General features: G+C 73.3%; 18 protein-coding genes. 9 read left to right on the forward strand and 9 right to left on the reverse strand.

The window, feature by feature from the left end; genetic code table 11:
• Positions 1-42 precede the first annotated feature (42 nt).
• Together IGS69_RS26895 and IGS69_RS26900 are read right to left on the reverse strand one after the other, a co-directional pair.
• Positions 43-855: a PaaX family transcriptional regulator gene (locus IGS69_RS26895; RefSeq protein WP_190903057.1), complete on the reverse strand. Its 813-nt coding sequence runs from the start codon at positions 853-855 to the stop codon at positions 43-45.
• 15 nt (positions 856-870) lie between these two features.
• Positions 871-2,481 (reverse strand): AMP-binding protein, encoded by a 1,611-nt coding sequence (locus IGS69_RS26900; RefSeq protein WP_190903058.1) that lies wholly within the window; start codon positions 2,479-2,481, stop codon positions 871-873.
• A gap of 127 nt (positions 2,482-2,608) precedes the next feature.
• On the opposite strand from IGS69_RS26900, the gene IGS69_RS26905 reads away from it, so the two are divergent.
• Together IGS69_RS26905 and IGS69_RS26910 are read left to right on the forward strand one after the other, a co-directional pair.
• Positions 2,609-3,862: an acyl-CoA dehydrogenase family protein gene (locus IGS69_RS26905; protein WP_190903059.1), complete on the forward strand. Its 1,254-nt coding sequence runs from the start codon at positions 2,609-2,611 to the stop codon at positions 3,860-3,862.
• The gene (locus tag IGS69_RS26910) at positions 3,859-4,257 is read left to right on the forward strand and encodes a RidA family protein (protein ID WP_190903060.1); all 399 of its coding nucleotides are present in this window, start codon (positions 3,859-3,861) and stop codon (positions 4,255-4,257) included. Before IGS69_RS26905 ends, IGS69_RS26910 begins: the two co-directional genes overlap by 4 nt.
• 37 nt (positions 4,258-4,294) lie before the next feature.
• On the opposite strand, the gene IGS69_RS26915 is transcribed toward IGS69_RS26910, so the two are convergent.
• Positions 4,295-4,489, reverse strand: coding sequence for a DUF5999 family protein (locus tag IGS69_RS26915; RefSeq protein ID WP_190903061.1), 195 nt, complete (start codon positions 4,487-4,489; stop codon positions 4,295-4,297).
• 245 nt (positions 4,490-4,734) lie between these two features.
• On the opposite strand from IGS69_RS26915, the gene IGS69_RS26920 reads away from it, so the two are divergent.
• The 6 genes from IGS69_RS26920 (at position 4,735) to IGS69_RS26945 (ending at position 10,398) form a co-directional block, all read left to right on the forward strand.
• Complete coding sequence (locus IGS69_RS26920; RefSeq protein WP_190903062.1) at positions 4,735-5,175, forward strand: DUF6299 family protein; 441 nt, start codon at positions 4,735-4,737, stop codon at positions 5,173-5,175.
• 126 nt (positions 5,176-5,301) lie between these two features.
• The gene (locus tag IGS69_RS26925) at positions 5,302-6,888 is read left to right on the forward strand and encodes an ABC transporter substrate-binding protein (protein WP_190903063.1); all 1,587 of its coding nucleotides are present in this window, start codon (positions 5,302-5,304) and stop codon (positions 6,886-6,888) included.
• Between the two features lie 20 nt (positions 6,889-6,908).
• The gene (locus IGS69_RS26930) at positions 6,909-7,877 is read left to right on the forward strand and encodes an ABC transporter permease (protein WP_190903064.1); all 969 of its coding nucleotides are present in this window, start codon (positions 6,909-6,911) and stop codon (positions 7,875-7,877) included.
• Positions 7,867-8,766 carry an ABC transporter permease gene (locus IGS69_RS26935; RefSeq protein WP_190903065.1) on the forward strand — a complete coding sequence of 300 codons (900 nt, stop codon included), beginning with the start codon at positions 7,867-7,869 and terminating at the stop codon, positions 8,764-8,766. The genes IGS69_RS26930 and IGS69_RS26935 overlap by 11 nt, the downstream gene beginning before the upstream one ends.
• A 62-nt stretch (positions 8,767-8,828) precedes the next feature.
• Complete coding sequence (locus IGS69_RS26940) at positions 8,829-9,752, forward strand: ABC transporter ATP-binding protein (RefSeq protein ID WP_190904656.1); 924 nt, start codon at positions 8,829-8,831, stop codon at positions 9,750-9,752.
• Positions 9,745-10,398: an ABC transporter ATP-binding protein gene (locus IGS69_RS26945; protein ID WP_190903066.1), complete on the forward strand. Its 654-nt coding sequence runs from the start codon at positions 9,745-9,747 to the stop codon at positions 10,396-10,398. The genes IGS69_RS26940 and IGS69_RS26945 overlap by 8 nt, the downstream gene beginning before the upstream one ends.
• Before the next feature lie 31 nt (positions 10,399-10,429).
• Here the strand turns inward: IGS69_RS26945 and IGS69_RS26950 are convergent, their stop codons facing one another.
• The 5 genes from IGS69_RS26950 to IGS69_RS26970 all read right to left on the reverse strand — a co-directional run bounded on the left by IGS69_RS26950 (position 10,430) and on the right by IGS69_RS26970 (position 15,726).
• Positions 10,430-10,729: a hypothetical protein gene (locus IGS69_RS26950; protein ID WP_190903067.1), complete on the reverse strand. Its 300-nt coding sequence runs from the start codon at positions 10,727-10,729 to the stop codon at positions 10,430-10,432.
• Positions 10,730-10,876: 147 nt separating this feature from the next.
• On the reverse strand, positions 10,877-11,641 hold the full coding sequence (locus tag IGS69_RS26955; RefSeq protein WP_190903068.1) for a class I SAM-dependent methyltransferase: 765 nt from the start codon (positions 11,639-11,641) through the stop codon (positions 10,877-10,879).
• Positions 11,642-11,741: 100 nt separating this feature from the next.
• Complete coding sequence (locus tag IGS69_RS26960; RefSeq protein WP_190903069.1) at positions 11,742-12,938, reverse strand: aminotransferase class V-fold PLP-dependent enzyme; 1,197 nt, start codon at positions 12,936-12,938, stop codon at positions 11,742-11,744.
• A 5-nt stretch (positions 12,939-12,943) separates the two neighbouring features.
• Positions 12,944-14,263, reverse strand: coding sequence for a pyridoxal-phosphate dependent enzyme (locus tag IGS69_RS26965; protein ID WP_190903070.1), 1,320 nt, complete (start codon positions 14,261-14,263; stop codon positions 12,944-12,946).
• Positions 14,260-15,726, reverse strand: a complete 1,467-nt coding sequence (locus IGS69_RS26970) for a Y4yA family PLP-dependent enzyme (RefSeq protein WP_190903071.1) — start codon at positions 15,724-15,726, stop codon at positions 14,260-14,262. Before IGS69_RS26970 ends, IGS69_RS26965 begins: the two co-directional genes overlap by 4 nt.
• A 396-nt stretch (positions 15,727-16,122) precedes the next feature.
• Here IGS69_RS26970 and IGS69_RS26975 point away from each other — a divergent pair, with 396 nt between their 5' ends.
• Positions 16,123-16,767, forward strand: a complete 645-nt coding sequence (locus IGS69_RS26975) for a hypothetical protein (protein WP_190903072.1) — start codon at positions 16,123-16,125, stop codon at positions 16,765-16,767.
• Between the two features lie 4 nt (positions 16,768-16,771).
• Here the strand turns inward: IGS69_RS26975 and IGS69_RS26980 are convergent, their stop codons facing one another.
• Positions 16,772-17,356: a DUF488 domain-containing protein gene (locus tag IGS69_RS26980; protein ID WP_190903073.1), complete on the reverse strand. Its 585-nt coding sequence runs from the start codon at positions 17,354-17,356 to the stop codon at positions 16,772-16,774.
• Positions 17,357-17,543: the final 187 nt, after the last annotated feature.

Consider the following 17,543-nt stretch of genomic DNA (forward strand, 5'->3'; position numbering starts at 1 on the left):
ACGGCGGAGCAAACGCCGCAAACCGGGCGGCGTCCGGGTGGGTCAGAGGCCGACGAACGCCGCCCCCGCGTCCCGCAGCCGCTCGTGCAGGCCCCGGAACACCGCCGACGAGCGCACCCCCGGCCAGTCCGCGGGAAGCAGCTCGGACGGCAGGCCCGGGTCGGTGTAGGGCAGGTGGCGCCAGGAGTCCAGGGCGAGGAGGTAGTCCCGGTAGGCCTCCTCCGGCGGGGTGTCCTCGCGCTTCTCCCAGTCGCGCAGCACCCGCGCGTGGCGGTCGAGGAACTCCTCGTGCTCCTTGGCGATGGCCGCCAGGTCCCACCACCGGGCGACAGCCTCCGCGGTCGGGGCGAAGCCGAGGTGGTCACCGCGGAAGAAGTCGACGTACGCGTCGAGCCGCAGCCGCTGGAGCGTGTGCCGGGTCTCCTCGTACAGCCGCGCGGGCGCGATCCACACACCCGGAGCGGCCGTGCCGAAACCGAGCCCGGCCAGCCGGGAGCGCAGCACGTGCCGCTTCTGCCGCTCGGACTCCGGCACGGAGAACACCGCGAGCACCCAGCCCTCGTCCTCGGGCGGAGCGCAGGCGTAGATGCGGCGGTCGCCGTCGTCGAGCAACTGACGGGCATCCGGGGACAGTTCGTAGCCGGCCGCGCCCTGTTCGGTGCGGGCCGGTACGAGCAGGCCGCGTCTCTTGAGCCGTGACACCGAGGAGCGTACGGACGGAGCGTCCACGCCGGCCGCGGCCAGCAGCCGGATCAGTTCGGCTACCGGCACGGGGCCCGGCACGAAGCGGCCGTACGCGCCATAGAGCGTGACGATGAGAGACCGTGGTGCATGGTGGTCGGACACGTTGATCATCTTAGGTCGTACGGATCATTCCCGGTCGCCTTCCGGTATCCCCGGGGCACGCAGTCTGAACCGCTGGAGCTTGCCGGTGGCCGTGCGCGGCAGCGCGTCGAGGAAGACGATCTGGCGCGGGCACTTGTACGGCGCCAGCTCGCTCTTCACGAAGGCGCGCAGCGCCTCGGCGTCCCGCTCCGCGCCCTCCTTGAGGACGGCGAAGGCCAGCACGACCTGCCCGCGGGCCTCGTCGGGCCGTCCCACGACCGCCGCCTCCACCACGTCCGGGTGCCGCAGCAGCGCGTCCTCCACCTCGGGTCCGGCGATGTTGTACCCGGCCGAGATGATCATGTCGTCGGCGCGGGCGACGTAGCGGAAATAGCCGTCGGGATCGCGGACGTAGGTGTCGCCGGTGACGTTCCAGCCGCCGCGCACGTAGTCCCGCTGCCGCGGGTCGGCCAGGTACCGGCAGCCGACCGGCCCCCGCACGGCGAGCAGACCCGGCTGCCCGTCGGGCACGGGCTCGCCGTCCGCGTCCTGCACGCGCGCCTGCCAGCCCGGCACCGGAACGCCCGTGGTTCCGGGCCGGATCCGGTCGTCCGCCGCGGAGATGAAGATGTGCAGCAGCTCGGTGGCGCCGATGCCGTTGATGACGCGCAGGCCCGTGCGCTCCTGCCAGGCCTGCCAGGTGGCCGCCGGCAGGTTCTCGCCGGCCGAGACGCAGCGGCGCAGGGAGGAGATGTCGTGCCCGTCGAGCTCGTCGAGCATCGCGCGGTACGCCGTCGGGGCGGTGAACAGCACGGAGACCCGGTGCCGGGCGATGGCGGGCAGCAGTTGCCGGGGACCGGCCTGTTCGAGCAGCAGCGCGCTCGCACCCGCCCGCAGCGGGAAGACCACCAGCCCGCCGAGGCCGAAGGTGAAGCCCAGCGGGGGGCTGCCGGTGAACACGTCGTCCGGGCCGGGCTTCAGGACGTGCCGGGAGAACGTGTCGGCGATCGCCAGCACGTCCCGGTGCAGGTGCATGCAGCCCTTCGGGCGGCCGGTGGTGCCGGAGGTGAAGGCGATCAGTGCCACGTCGTCGGCCGCCGTCGCGACCGCCTGATACGGGGTCACGGGCGCCGGGCGGTTGAGGAGGTCGTCCGGGGCGTCACCGCCGTAGGTCGTGATCCGCAGGCCGGGGATCTCCGCCTTGGCGAGGTCGTCGACGGCCCTGATGTCGCACAGGGCGTGTTCCACCCGCGCGATCTCGCACATCGTGCTCAGCTCGTGCGGGCGCTGCTGGGCGAGCACCGTCACCGCCACGGCCCCGGCCTTCAGCACCGCCAGCCAGCAGGCCGCGAGCCAGGGGGTGGTGGGACCGCGCAGCAGCACCCGGTTGCCCGGGACGACGCCGAGCTCGCCGGTGAGCACATGGGCGACCCGGTCCACGCGGGCGCGCAGATCGCCGTACGTCCACGGCTCGCCGGTGGCGGTGAGGAAGGCCGGGCGTTCGCCGGGCGGGCCGGTCAGCAGTTCGGCGGCGCAGTTGAGCCGTTCGGGGTAGTGCAGCTCCGGCAGATCGAAGCGGAGCTCGGGCCATTGGTCCGGGGGTGGCAGATGGTCCCGGGCGAAGGTGTCGACGTGGGCCGTGCGCCGTGCGGTCATACGGTTCGCCCCCTTGGCGTGGTGGGCTCGCACCTGGAGCGTATCGTGTTGGTGACGACAGTCAACGGTCCGCGATAGCCTCGGAGTGGCCCAGCCGGAACGCAGGGTGGCGGAGAAGGGACCGGCGATGACCGCATTCTCACTCGAACCGGCACAACTCGCCTGGTGCGCGGAGCTGCGCACCCTGGCGGCGGAACGGCTCCACCCACTGGCCGACAAGGGGGAACCGGGGCATGTGAACCGCGCCCTGGTCGCCGAGCTCGGCAGCCTCGGCCTGCTCGGCCGCCTGTTCACCTCGGGCGCGCTGGACCTGTGTCTGATGCGTGAGTCCCTGGCCTACGCCTGCACGGAAGCGGAGACGGCCCTGGCCCTCCAGGGCCTCGGCGCCCATCCGGTGCACGCGTACGGAACCGAGGCGCAACGCGCCCGCTGGCTCCCCCGGGTCACCGCCGGCACGGCGGTCGCGGCCTTCGCGCTGAGCGAGCCCGGGGCGGGATCGGACGCGGCGGCACTGGAGCTCACAGCGGAGGCGGAGGGGGAGGCGGAGGCGGACGCGTCGCGGGCCGGCCGGTCGTCGGACGCGTCGCGGGCCGGCCGGTCGTCGGACACTTCGGGGGCCGGCCCGTCACCGGAAGCCCCCGCGCTCACTGCCGCCCCCGACGGCCCCGCCCGCTGGCGGCTCACCGGAGAGAAGTGCTGGATCTCCAACGCCCCCGAGGCCGACTTCTACACCGTCTTCGCCCGCACCACCCCGGGCGCCGGGGCACGAGGCGTCACCGCCTTCCTCGTGCCCGCCGACCGGCCGGGCCTGACCGGCCGCGGACTCGACATGCTCTCGCCGCACCCCATCGGCGCCCTCGGCTTCGACGCCGTCCCGGTGACGGCCGACGACGTGCTCGGCGAGGCGGACCGCGGCTTCCGGGTCGCCATGGGGACGCTCAACCTGTTCCGGCCCAGCGTCGGCGCGTTCGCGGTCGGCATGGCGCGGGCGGCCCTCGACGCCACCCTCGCCCACACCGCCGGACGCGACGCCTTCGGGGGCAAGCTGCGGGACCTGCAAGCCGTCTCGCACCAGGTCGCCGAGATGGCCCTGCGCACCGAGGCGGCCCGGCTGATGGTGTACGCGGCGGCCTCGGCGTACGACAGGGGCGACCCGGACGTGCCCCGGCGCTCCGCCATGGCGAAACTGCTCGCCACCGAGACCGCGCAGTACGTCGTCGACACGGCCGTCCAGCTGCACGGCGCCCGGGCGCTGCAACGCGGCCACCTGCTCGAACACCTCTACCGCGAGGTGCGTGCCCCACGCATCTACGAGGGGGCCAGCGAGGTGCAGCGCGGCATCATCGCCAAGGAGTTGTACGCCCGTCAGGAGGCCCGGTGAGCACCGAGCGCGTCAACCCGTCCGAGCTGTCCCCGCCGGCCGGCTTCTCCCACGCCGTCGTGGCGTCCGGGTCGCGGGTGGTGTTCCTCGCGGGGCAAACAGCCCTGGACCCCGACGGCAAGGTGGTCGGGCGCACGCTGCCCGAGCAGTTCGAGCGGGCTCTCACCAACCTGCTGGCCGCCCTCGCGGCGGCCGGTGGCACGCCCGCCGACCTGGCCCGCGTCACCGTCTACGCCACGGATGTCGAGGCGTACCGCACACACGCGCCCGAACTGGGCCGCACCTGGCGCGAGTTGGCCGGCCGCGACTATCCCGCCATGGCGGTCGTGGAGGTCGTCCGGCTGTGGGACGCGGAGGCGATGGTGGAACTGGACGGCTTCGCGGTGCTGCCGTAGCGAGGCCGTCGTGCCGCAGTCAGGGGACGTCCTCGGGTCAGGCCGCGACGGCCAGAGTCGCGGCGGTCACCCGGCGCGGCTGCACCACGCGTCCGTCCGGCAGCAGTTCGCCGGTGTCGTCGAAGACGACCGTCCCGTCGCACAGCAGGCTCCAGCCCTGCTCGGGGCGGGCCGCGACGACGTGCGCGGCGGGGGAGTCGGTCGCGGGGCACTGGAGCTGGTGGGCACACATGGCGCACCTCCACGTCGGTACGGCCGTCCGAAGGGTTCGGAGGACTCGTACAGACAGACCATCCTCCCGTGCCGAACTCATCGGAACGGCCCGGCGGGAAGCGTGACACGCCCAGGACATTCCCAGGACGGTTCCACGACGGCCGGCGTGGACTCGCCACCGAAGGGGTGAGGGTCACGGGCGCCGGCCCGGAGGGCCGGTACGAGTGGAAGCCGCAATTCCGCTCCTTTCGGGAGGTTTCCCCCATGCGTGTACGTCCCCTTCTCGGCGCGGCGGCCGGTGCCGCGCTGCTCCTGCTCACCGGCGCCGGCGCGGCGCCCGCCACCGCGTCCGTCCTCGCCCCGACCGGGTCCGTGACGGTCGACGCCGTCGGCCGGATCACCGCCGACGGCACCGTCACCCTGTCCGGCACCTACCGCTGCGTGAGCTCCAGCGGCCCGGTCTTCGTCAGCTCCTCCGTCAGCCAGGGCGTCTCCGTGACCCGTCACGGCGTGGGCGGCACCCGGGCCGTGTGCGACGGCGCGGAGCACCGCTGGGTGAACACCGGCCAGGTCACGCCCGGCGCGCTGGTGGCCGGGGCGGCCCGCGTCGAGGCCACCCTGATGGAGCTGCGCACCTTCAGCGGCCTGCCGCTGCCCAGCTTCCACGCGGTCCAGGGGCAGGACGTCACCCTGACCCAGGCCTGAGCACCACCTGAAGGAAACGGCGGGCGACCCGGGTTCGGGTCGCCCGCCGATCCTGTTTAATTGCGAGGTCTTTGCAATAACCTGTGTGTGCAACAAGCTGACTAGGCAACAAGGGTGTGAGGTCACATGTCGACCCGTCGGATACGAGGGGCCGCCGTCACGGCGGCGCTGACCGCGGCGGTCACCGCCTGCTCGGCCCCCGGCGGCGGCTCCGGCGACGGCACGTCCGCGGAGTCGGTCGTGCTCGGGGTGGCCTCCGAACCGGACACCCTCAGCCCGCTGCTCGGCTACGGCAAGGACGGCAACTCCAAGATCTTCGACGGGCTCCTCGCCCGCGACGCCGACCTGAGACTGAAGCCCGCGCTGGCGTCCGCACTGCCGAAGATCACCGACGGCGGCCGTACCTACACCTACACCCTGCGCGACGGGGTCGAGTTCAGCGACGGCGAACCGCTGACACCCGCCGACGTCGTCTACACGTACCGGACCGTCCTCGACGCCAAGACCAACAACACCTTCAAGAGCGAGCTGGACGCGGTCGAGGAAGTCGAGGCGAGCGGCGACGACAAGGTCGTCTTCACCCTCAAGTACCCCTACGCCCCCTTCGCCGCCCGCACGGTGCTGCCCATCGTCCCCGAGCACATCGCGGGGAAGCAGGACCCCAACACCGGCTCCTTCAACACCGAGCCGGTCGGCACCGGCCCGTACGTCCTCACCGGCTGGAGCAAGGGAGAGAAGCTCTCCTTCAAGGCCAACCCCCGCTACTGGGGCGGCAAGCCCGCGATGAAGACCTTCACCATGGCGGTCATCGCCGACGACAACGTACGCGCCACCCGCCTGCGCTCCGGCGACCTCGACGGCGCGGTCCTCCCGCCCAACCTCGCCGCCACGTTCAAGGGCGACGACGCCAAGCGCACCTACGAGGCCCGCTCCTACGACTTCCGGGCCGTCACGCTCCCCACCGCGCACCGGGTCACCGGCGACCGCGCGATCCGGCGGGCCCTCGACGCGGCCGTGGACCGCGAGGCCATGATCGCCAGGATCCTCGACGGCGCGGGCCGCCCCGCCTACGGGCCGCTGCCCGTCGACGACCCCGCCTTCAGCAAGGACATCGAGCGCACCCAGGATCTCGGCAGGGCCGGGAAGATCCTCGACGAGGCCGGCTGGAAGCCCGGCAAGGACGGCATCCGCAGCCGGGACGGACAGCGGGCGTCCTTCGGCCTGCTCTACCCCTCCGGCGACAAGGTCCGCCAGGACCACGCCCTCGCGTACGCCTCCGACGCCAAGAAGGCCGGCATCGACGTGACGGTGGAGAGCGCCACCTGGGAGGTCATCGAGCCGCGCATGAAGGACACGGCCGTCCTCGCGGGCTTCGGCAGCACCGGCGACCCCGACTTCGGCCTCTACACCCTGCTCCACTCCTCCCTCGCCGGCGACGGCTTCAACAACATGGCCCGCTACGACAACCCGGCCGTGGACCGCGCCCTCGACGACGGCCGCCGCAGCCAGGACCCGCAGACCCGCGGGGCCGCCTACGACAAGCTCCAGCGGGCCCTGGTGCAGGACCCCGGCTACACCTTCCTCACCCACATCGACCACCTCTACGTGCTGGCCGACCGCTGGGACGGCCTGAACACCCAACTCGAGCCGCACGAACACGGCTTCGCCAGCGGCCCCTGGTGGAACATCGAGGACTGGCAGCCGAAGAAGTGACCCGACTCCCCTGGGGAGCGATGGCACGACTGGCGGGACGGCGGGCCCTGTTCGCCGTCCCCGTCCTGCTCGTCGTCACCTTCGGCGTGTTCGCCATCGCCGCCGCCTCCCCCTTCGACCCCGTCAAGGCCTACGCCGGCACCGCCGCGCTCGACGCCGACCAGCAGACCCTGGACCGGCTGCGCGAGAACCTCGGCGTGGACCGGCCCTTCGCCGCCCGCTGGTGGCACTGGCTGACCTCCGCGCTCACCGGCGACCTCGGTCACTCCAGCGTCATGCGGCAGCCGGTCGCCCAGGTCATCGGCGAACGGCTCGTGTGGTCCGCGCTCCTGTGCGTCGTCGCCTTCGCCGCCGCCGTGCTGGCGGGCACCCTGCTCGGCGTGCTCGCCGCCCGCCGCCCCGGCTCGCTCGTCGACCGGACCGTCACCTCCCTCGCCTACACCCTGGAGGCGGCCCCGGTCTTCTGGATCGCGCTGCTCGCCATCTGGCTGTTCGCCCTCCGGTGGGACGTCCTGCCGGCGGGCGGCCTGACCGACACCGGCAGCGCACAGGTCACGCCCGGCCAGGTCACCAGCCATCTCGTCCTGCCCGCCGCTGTCCTCGCCGTGTCCCAACTGCCGTGGTTCACCCTCTACGTCCGCCAGGGCGTCGGCGACGCTCTGGCGGAGGACCCCGTGCGCGGCGCCCGGGCCCGGGGCCTGAGCGAACGCACCGTCCTGCTCGGCCACGCCCTGCGCTCCGGGCTGCTGCCGGTGCTCACCCTCATCGGCTCCCGCGTGCCCGAACTCATCACCGGTGCCCTGCTGGTGGAGAGCGTCTTCAGCTGGCCGGGCATCGCCGCAGCCACCGTCGAGGCGGCCACCGCCGTCGACTTCCCGCTGCTCGCCGCCCTGACGACCCTGGCCACCGCCGCCGTGCTCGCCGGGAACCTGCTCGCCGACCTGCTCTACGGACTGTTCGACCCGAGGGTGAAGCTCAGTGACATGTGACGCACCGGCGCCCGCCGGCGCCCCGGCCGAGCCCGAGTGGCGCTCGCACGGCCCGGAACGCCGCTCCACCCGCGCCCTGCGCGTGCGCACCTCCGCCGCGCTGGTGGCCGCGACCGTCCTCGCCGTGCTGCTCGTGCCGCCGCTGGTCCAGCTCGACCAGCAGGCCGTCGACCTCGCCGCCAAGCTGCAACCCCCCTCCTGGGCACACCCGTTCGGCACCGACGACGTCGGCCGCGACCTGCTGCTGCGCTGCGTATACGGCCTGCGCGTGTCGCTGCTCGTCGGAGTGGCGGCGGCGCTGACCGCGACCGTGGTCGGCACGGCCGTGGGCGCCGCGGCCGGTGCGCTGGGCGGCTGGGCCGACCGGGCCCTGATGCGGGTGGTCGACACGTTCTCCTCCGTGCCGCACCTGCTGCTCGGCATCTTCATCGTCGCCATGTTCCGCCCCGGGGTGTGGCCGGTGGTGATCTCGGTCGCGCTGACCCACTGGCTGTCCACGGCCCGGATCGTGCGCGCCGAGGTGCTGTCGCTGCGGTCCCGGCCGTACATCGACGCGGCCGTCTCCGGCGGGGCGTCCCGGTGGCGGGTGGCCGTACGGCACCTCCTGCCCGCCGTCCTTCCCCAGGCCGCGCTCGCCGCCGTGCTGATGGTGCCGCACGCCATGTGGCACGAGTCGGCCCTGTCCTTCCTCGGCCTCGGGCTGCCCACCCACACGGCGAGCCTCGGCACCCTGATCCAGAGCGCCCGCGGCTCCCTCCTCGCCGGCCAGTGGTGGCCCACCCTCTTCCCCGGCCTCTTCCTCATCGTCCCCACCCTCGCCATCGCCGGACTCGCCGGCGCCTGGCGGGAGCGGATCAACCCACGTCACAGATCGGAGCTGATGCTGTGAGCGCCGGTACGCCGTCCACGACCCCCGTGCTGTCCGTGCGCGGACTGTCCGTGCGGTTCCTCATGCCCGGCGGGCGCCGCGTCGCCGCCGTCACCGACGCGCGCTTCGACGTGGCGCCCGGCGAGTGCCTGGCCCTGATCGGGGAGAGCGGCTGCGGCAAGTCCGTGCTGGCCTCCGCCCTGCTCGGACTGCTCCCCGGCAACGCCCGCACCGCCGGCTCGGCCCTGCTCGGCGACCTGGACCTGCTCACGGCCGACGAGCGGACCCTCGCCCGCACCGTACGAGGACGGCTCATCGGACTCGTACCGCAGAGCCCGGCCGCCCACCTCACCCCGGTCCGCACCGTCCGCTCCCAACTGCAGGAGACCGTCGCCGCGTTGACCGCGACCCGGGGCCGCGCCGCCCTGCGTGCCGCAGCCGAGGCCGCCGCCGAACGGGCCGCGTTCCCCGCCGACCACCTCGACCGCCACCCCCACCAGCTGTCCGGCGGCCTCGCCCAGCGCGCCGCCACCGCCCTCGCCCTGGTCGGCGACGCGCCCCTGCTGCTCGCCGACGAACCGACCACCGGACTCGACCGCGACCTCGTGGACCGTACGGTCGACGAACTGCGGCGCCACGTCGACGCCCCGGGCGGCCGGGGCGGCGGACGGGCCCTGCTGATGATCACCCACGACCTGGCGGCCGCCGAGCGCATCGCCGACCGGGTCGCCGTCATGTACGCCGGACGGATCGTCGAACTCGCCGACGCCACCGCCTTCTTCGGCACACCCGGCCCCCGCCACCCCTACAGCCGAGCCCTGCTCCAGGCCCTGCCCGACCGGGCCTTCACCCCCGTCCCGGGCATGCCGCCCGAACTGGGCGACCTCCCGGCCGGCTGCGCCTTCGCCGCCCGCTGCGACCGGGCCACCGACACCTGCGCCGCCCCGCCGCCCCCCGGCCCGGTCGCCTGCCACCACCCGCACGTGCCGGAGGACGTCCGTGCTTGAACTGCGCTCCATCTCCGCCGGATACACCAGGAACGCTCCGGTGGTCCGGGACGTCTCCCTCACCGTCGCCGCGGGGGAGTCCGTCGGCCTGCTCGGCCCGAGCGGCTGCGGCAAGTCCACCCTCGCGCGGGTCGCGGCCCTGCTGCACCGCCCCGAGTCCGGCACCCTGCTCCTCGACGGCGAGCCCGTACGGCACTGGCGGCACCGCGCCCCACGTGCCCTGCGCACCGCCTTCGGGGTCGTCTTCCAGCAGGCCAGGCTCTCCGCGGACCCCCGGCTGCCGCTCACCGACCTGATCGCCGAACCCCTGCGGGCCACCGGCCGCGGCAGGGAAGCCGCCGGCCGGGTCGCCGAACTGGCCCCCGCCGTCGGCCTCACCCCCGACCTGCTCACCAGGCGGCCGCACGAGGTCAGCGACGGCCAGCTGCAACGCGCCTGCCTCGCCCGGGCCCTGGTGCTGCGCCCCCGCCTGCTGGTGTGCGACGAGATGACCGCGATGCTCGACGCCTCCACCGCGGCGGCCCTGGTCGCGGCCGTCGAGGGCTACCGGGCCACCACCGGAGCCGCCCTGCTGGCCGTCGGCCACGACCGCACCCTGCTGGAGCGCTGGTGCGACCGCACCGTCCACTGGGACGCCCTGGTCTGAGCGTCCCGGACGGCGGCCCCAGCGAGCTGCGTCAGTGGTCGTCCCAGTGGCCCTCGTGGGCCGCGTGGCGGTGGCCGTCGTGCACGTAGTCCGTGTGGTCGCCGTGCCGTACGGCCAGGTGGCCGCAGTCGTCGCCGTGCTCGTGGTCGTGGTTCCGGTGCACCGTGTGGCGGCCGTCCGCGCACTCGTCGGCATGGCCGTCGTGCATCCGGTGGATATGGCCGTCGTGGGCGTAGTCGGTGTGGTCGCCATGGGTGAAGGCGAGGTGGCCGCAGTCGTCGCCGTGGGCGTGTGCGTGGTCCTCGTGGGTGGTGTGCTCGGTGCTGGTCATGGGGAGCTCCTCGCGTGGGGGGTGCCGCTCGGGGCGCTTCCGCCGCGGGCGGCCATCGACATCACCATAAGACGACATCTGCATGCATGGTCGTAATGTCCACCCCTACCCGCCATCCGGCGCGGGCCGCCCGGCTGACGCGCGAGGTCAGCGCACCGCCACGACCACGCAGCTGTCTCCGTACTGCCACACCGGCCCGGCCGTGCCGAAGCCCGCCTGCCGGAGCAGCTCCAAATGGGCGCAGAGGGGCAGCTCGGCGGGGCGGCCGGTGCCGAGGAGAGCTGCACGCCGTCGGCGCTCCGCGAGGAGGTCGGCCAGCTCCGGGTCCTCGCCGACGGCGGCCCACCACGAGCCCCAGTCCTCCTGGGCGAACACGCGCTGCCGGTCGGCCCGGCACCGCCCGACATGGGCCGCGATCCCGGCCGGGCCCCGCTCGCCCTGGGGGAGGTGGTCGCCGTTGACGAGGACGCCCCCGGGGCGCATCAGCTCGGCGAGCCGCCGGTAGGTGCCGAGCAGGGTGTCGCGGTCGAGGTAGTGCAGGGCCGTCGTGGAGACCGCCGCGTCCAGGGGCCGGTCCAGTTCCAGCGCCCAGGTCCAGCCGGGCGCGCCGATCTCGGCGTCGACGTACCGGGCCGCGTCCGGGTGGTGGGTGCGGCCCAGCTCCAGCAGGACGGGGTCACGGTCCACGGCCACGATCGCGGCGTCCGGGAGCCGCCGCACCAGCCGCGCCGCGAGGGAGCCGGGCCCGCAGCCCAGGTCCACGACGAGGGGCGGGGCCGCGCGCCCCGCCGTGACGTGCTCGACGACATCGGCGATCACCGTGAACCGCTCCTCGCGGTCGACGGCGTACCGCTGTTGCTGGAGCTCCCAGCGCTCCACCCATCGCTCGGCCGTCGCCAGACTCAGCCCCATCCGCTCGCGCCACCTCGCCGTCTCGCATCGGACACCTGCGGCCCGAGCCTACAGGTGGAAACGGTTCTCATTACACATGACGGTCACACGGGAGGGGGAGTCAGGCGAGCGAGGCGAGAACGGACAGCAGCCGGTCGATCTCCTCACCCGTGTTGTACACATGCAGACTCACCCGCACCGAACCGGTCTTCTCGCCCGCGTCGCCCTGGCAGTGATGGTCGGAGCGGACCATGAAGCCGTGGCTGAACAGGATGAACCCCAGGTCGCCCGAGTCGATGGCGCGGTGCCGCAGGGTCACGATGCCCTGCCGCCGCTGGACGCCCGAGTCGGCGGCCAGGCTGAGCGGGCAGCCGAGGATCTCGTAGGCGTCCATCCGGCGCAGCTCCTCGGTGAGCCGGGCCGCAAGACCGGCCGTCCAGCGCTCGATCCGGTCGACACCGGCCGCGTCCAGCCAGTCCAGGGCCGCCTCCAGCGAGGCGATGCCCACCGTGTTCGGGGTGCCGCTCCAGCCGCCGGGCACGAAGGCGGGCCCGCGCGCCTGCCGGGCCCACACCGCCCCGGAACCGGGCAGGGCCAGCGCCTTGTGCCCGGAGAACACGACGAAGTCCACGTCCAACTCGGCCACGGACACCGGCAGATGACCCACGCTCTGCGCGGCGTCCAGGCAGATGACCGCCTCGGGGCCGACGGCCTCGCGGATGCGCCGCACGTTCATGTCGCCGCCGTACACGTGGTGCACATGAGTGGTGGCGACGAACCGGGTGCGCGGGCCCGCCCGTTCGGCCAGGGCCCGGTGGTCGTAGTCCCCGGAGCCGCTCTGGTACGGCATCGGCACCACCCGGACGTGCACGCCCTCGCGCGCGAGCGACTCCCTGGCCTCCAGCCACGGTGTGATGTTGGCCTGGTGGTCGGCGTCCGGCACGACGATCTCGTCGCCGTCGCGCAGGAACCCCGGCAGCCAGTCACGGGCGACGGTCCGCAGTCCCTCGGTGGTGCCGCTCGTGAAGTGGACGGCGGAGCGCTCCGGCCGGGGATCCCCGAGGAACCGGGCGACGCGCTCGCGGGTCCGCTCCACCAGCTCCGTCGTCCGGTTGGCCCAGGTGTAGGTCCCGCGCGCGGCGTTGGCGTTGGACGTGGTCAGATACGTCCGCACCGCGTCCAGCACGGCCCGCGGCTTCTGCGCCGTGGCCGCGCTGTCCAGGTAGGCCAGCTCGGGATGCCCGGTGACGATGGGGAACTCCTCGCGCAGCGCACGCTGCCACGGGCGCAGATCCTCGCGGGTGATCGGTGCGGTCATCCCGGTCAGTCCCGCACCAGGGGGGCGCCCGCGTCCCGCCAGGCGATGATGCCACCGGCCAGGCTCCGCACGTCCGGGTGACCCATCCGGGTCAGCAGCGCCGCGTACCGCGCGGACTGCTCACCGACCGGGCAGGCCAGCAGGACCGGCTGGCGCCGGCTGAACGGCAGCCCGCCCCGCAGGAGTTCGGCGAACAGCTCGTCGACGATGTTGACCGACCCGTCGATGTGCAGCGCCGCGTACGCGAACGGGCTGCGCAGGTCGACCACGAGCGGCCGGTCGGTGTCGATCCAGTGCCGGGCGCCGGCCACGCCGATCGACGGGGCCGCGCCGATCTCGGCGTCCGACAGGTCGGCCGGCGAGTTCTTCCGGGGCGGCCGGCCCAGCAGATCGGGGCGCCGCTGCCGGACGTAGCTCAGATAGCTCTCCACGCGGTCGCAGACGATGAACACCGCCGTCCGGCGCTCGCTCAACTCCTCGTCCACAGCACGCAGATGGCGGACCGCGCCGAAATAGGCGGCCCCTCCGGTGGGGCCGCCGAGGATGCCGCAGCGGCGGTTCAGGGTGAGCATGCCCTCGATCGCCTCGTCGGCGCTCACCGACTCCATCGTGTCGTACGTCTCCGGGTCGAACAGGCCGACCTCCTGCACCTCGTCGATGGTGCGGATCCCCGGGATGAAGTCGGACTTGGCCCCGACCAGCCCGAGCACCCGCACGGACGGGTCCTCCTCGCGCAGAGCCCGGGCGACACCCGTGGAGGAACCGGCGGTGCCCACGCAGGCGACGAACCAGTCCGGGACCCGGCCGTCCAGGTCCTTGACGATCTCCGGCCCGGTGCCGGTGAGATGGGCCTCGGTGTTGCGCGGGTTGAAGTACTGGTCGGTGTGCAGATAGGCACTGCCGGAGGCCGACAGCGTCCGGTGGAACAGGGTCAGCGGATCGTCCGTGGCGGTCGGGTCCAGGCACTCGCTCTGCCCCGGCAGCTCCTCGATCTCCGCGCCGAGCAGCAGCAGGAGGTCCTTGATCTCCGGGACCCGCATCCGGTTGGTGACGCTTCTGAAGCCCAGGCCGTGCATGCCGGCGATGACCGCGAGGGCCTTGGCCGTGTTGCCGCTGGACAACTCCACGACCTGGCTGCCGTGTTCGACCGCCTCGTCCAGCAGGGGCCGCGCCATGCTCCAGGCGGCCCGGTCCTTGACCGAGCCGAAGGGGTTGAGCATCTCCAGCTTGGCGTACAGATCGATGTTCCGCAGGCCGTGCACGGCCGGGTCGATCCGCACCAGCGGGGTGTTGCCTATCGCCTCGGTGATGCTGTCGTACCTCACTGGACTCCCCCCGAGGGCGTGATCGGCCAGAACTGGTCGTCGAGGCACCAGCGCCACGCGTCGCCGTCCTGCCAGGCGGCGACCTTGCGGGCGCCGGGCTGGTACTGGGCGCGCGTGGCGTGGAAGTCCATGGCGTAGCCCGCGGTGTTGGCGAAGGCGAGCAGGTCACCGGGTTCCGGGCGGCGCGGCAGGAACACCGTGCGCCGGGTGATGAGGTCGGTCTCCAGGCAGAGACTGCCGAAGAGGTGCACGGCGACGGGCCCCTGACCCGGCCCGGCTCCGCTTCTGGGGACGACGACCGGGTCCATCAGCACTCCGTGGTCCTCCAGGGCGATGTCGTCCGCCTTCGCGGCCAGCCGTACGAGCAGTTCCCCACCGGGTTCGGGGCCGCGGACCTCCAGGACCCGCGCCAGGGTCACTCCGCACTGGTCCAGCAGGGCCCGGCCGGGCTCGGTGTGCAGGTCGTACAGGTGCTCCAGCAGCAGCGCCGCCAGCGGGCGTCCGCCCAGCGAGCCGGCGGGCTGGGCCAGCAACTCGTCCAGGTAGGCGGCACCGGTGACCGGGCGGTGGGCGGGGTAGAGGCCCAGCGTGCCGCGCAGGGTGCCGGACTCGCTGCGCAGCCCGTAGCCGTGCCCGCCCCACGTCAGGGGCGGACGCCGGCCGAGGACGGCCGCGGTGAGCCCGCTCGTGTACGCCTCCCACTGCTCCCGCTCGGCGAGGTAGCTGATGCCGAACCCGCCGCCGATGTCCACGGCCCGGGGCCGCAGACCCCGGCTCCGGCACAACTCCAGGGCGGCCAGGCACCCTTCGAGGGCCGTCGCCTTCTCCGCGACGCTCGTCGTGTCCAGATGGAAGGCCACCCCCGTCGGCTCGACCGCGTCACCGTGCCGCTCGACCGCCTCCAGCAGCGGCTCCACCTCCCGTACCGGCGTGCCGAAACGACTGCGCCGGCTCAGCACCTTCACGCCCGGCGCCTCGAAGCCCGACAGCCGCAGCAGCACCCGCACCGGGGCGAGCCCGTGCTTGCGCACCAGGCCGGCGAGCCGGTCCAGCTCGGCGACACCGTCGACCCCGACCGTGACACCCGTACGCGCCGCCAGCCACAGGAACTCGGGGTTCTTCGGCCCGGTCGCCGTGATCCGGTCGGCGCCGAAGCCGGCACCCAGCGCGTGCTGCAACTCGCCCAGCGATGCCACGTCCACACCCGCGTCCGTCGCGGCGAGCCGCCGCAGCAGCGCACTGGAGCGGTTGGCCTTGTGGGCGTAGAAGACCTGCCCCGACAGGTGGTGCGCCCGGTAGACCGACCGGAACCGCTCCAGGTTCTCGGCGATCTGGTCCGGCACCACGAGGTGCAGGGGTGAACCGAGTGCGTCGACGATCGAGTGCAGCGTGCCGTGTGCCGCCACGAGCGACCTCAGCCGTGGCTCCAGCCGCGGTTCGAGATACAAGGGCCGTCCGTCCATGCGCGCTCCCCCTCCTGAAGCCGCTGCGCCCGGCATCCGGGCACGTCGGACACTCCCCGCGTTTCGCCGTATAGCCCCTATCCATTCTTCGGTCGCTTTACGCCCTGCACGACCCGCACCTGTCCGCGCGTCGGTGTGAAGCGGATCACGAACCAGAGGGGCGGCGCGCGCCGGGCGCACGCAGCTCAGTTCGCCCTGAAGCCGTCCCTGACCTCCGGCCGATCCGCGATCCGCCCCGGGGCGAACCCGGTTGCACGCCGGTGACATTCGGGACGGATCCGTAGCGGGCGTACAGGGCAACGGTCGCGGGCGGTGGCGGGTCGTACGGGGGGCAAGGGCAAAGGCCCGCGCATTCGACCGGGGAAACCGACCGGGAAAACCGGTCGGGGAAGACCAATGGGGGAGACCATGCAGATCCGCACCCGAGGCATCCGTGCCCGAGGCATCCGTACCACCGTGGCCGCGCTGGCGGCCGTCGCCGGTGTCGCCGCGGCCGCCGTCCCGGCGGCCGCCACCGGACCGGCCTCCGACACCCCCCGGTTCCTGGAGCCGGCCGAGCTGCCGCCGCACCCGTCCTCGCCCTGGTACGCCGGAGCGGTCACGGCCGGCCAGCCCGACCCGCTGCCGATGTGCGTCGGCGACGCGCTGCCGTCCATCACCTCGCACAGGGAGTACTGGACGGAGTTCGACACCAACGCCCAGCAGCTCACGGTCGAGGGGCGCAGCGAACAGTGGGCGAAGGACTTCGCAGCGCTGCTGCGCAAGGACCTGGCCGGCTGCGCGAAGAAGCTCATGCAGCAGGACCCCGACATCACCGCGACGCAGAAGTACTACGGCCACCTCAACGTCGAGGAGGGCGCGGACGTCTACGGCATCCACACCGCCTCCGCCTGGGGCTCCTCCGACATCGGCCTCTTCTCGGTCGGCCGCGACGGAGCGACCGTCACCATCGTCCGGTGGGGCCAGATGGGCACCTTCCAGCACGCCCAGGTGGCCGACTTCAAGGCCACGACCGTCACGGCGGTGAACAAGCTGTACTGACCGCTCACCCCCGGGGCGGCCCGGCGGGGGCGTCGTACACGAGGAGCCCGTCGTCGCGCAGACGGGCTCCCGGTGTCGGCGTGTGGGCGCTCAGCCGGCCGTCGTGCATGAGGTGCCGGGCGGACGCACCGCGGGCGAGGACCGCGAAGTCGCCGATCAGCCGGCGGTGGCAGCGCCACCAGACCGCCTCGCTGCACATCACGGCGGTACGCGCGTGCGCCGCCTGCCGCAACACCCGGTCCATGGCGGCGACGAACTCGGGGGACCGGGTGTGGGCGGCGTACCCGCGGAAGGAAGCATCGCGCCAGGCGACGTCCGGGCTGTCCCCGGGCAGGGGACGGAATCCGCCGAGGCGGGGCTCCCACCGGTAGGCGAGGCCCACCTCCGGCATCCATGCGGCCATCCGCTCCCGCAGCAGGTCGGGGTCACGACGGCTGCCGGGAGCGGTCCGCACGTCCACGACGGCCGCGACACCGGCCGCCCGCAACAGCTCGGCGATCCGCTCCCGCCCGGCGGTGCTGTGCCCGAAGGTCACCAGGGAGGAGTCCACGGTGTCGGACTGTCCCTTTTCGGGGGGCGCACGCCTCATGCCCCGGCGGCCTCAGATGTCCGGGAGAGACCAGCCAGCTCGGTGACCTGTAACGTTGTGTGGAAATCGGTTGCTGACCTGGGTGAATAGCCTTTCAGCTGTTTCACGCTCGTGCCGGTTGATGAAGCGGGAAGTCCCAGCAAAGTCCCAGAGCACCCCCACGGCTGGCGGATCCTCTTTCGGTTTT

Source organism: Streptomyces tuirus, assembly GCF_014701095.1.
Lineage (GTDB): Bacteria > Actinomycetota > Actinomycetes > Streptomycetales > Streptomycetaceae > Streptomyces > Streptomyces tuirus.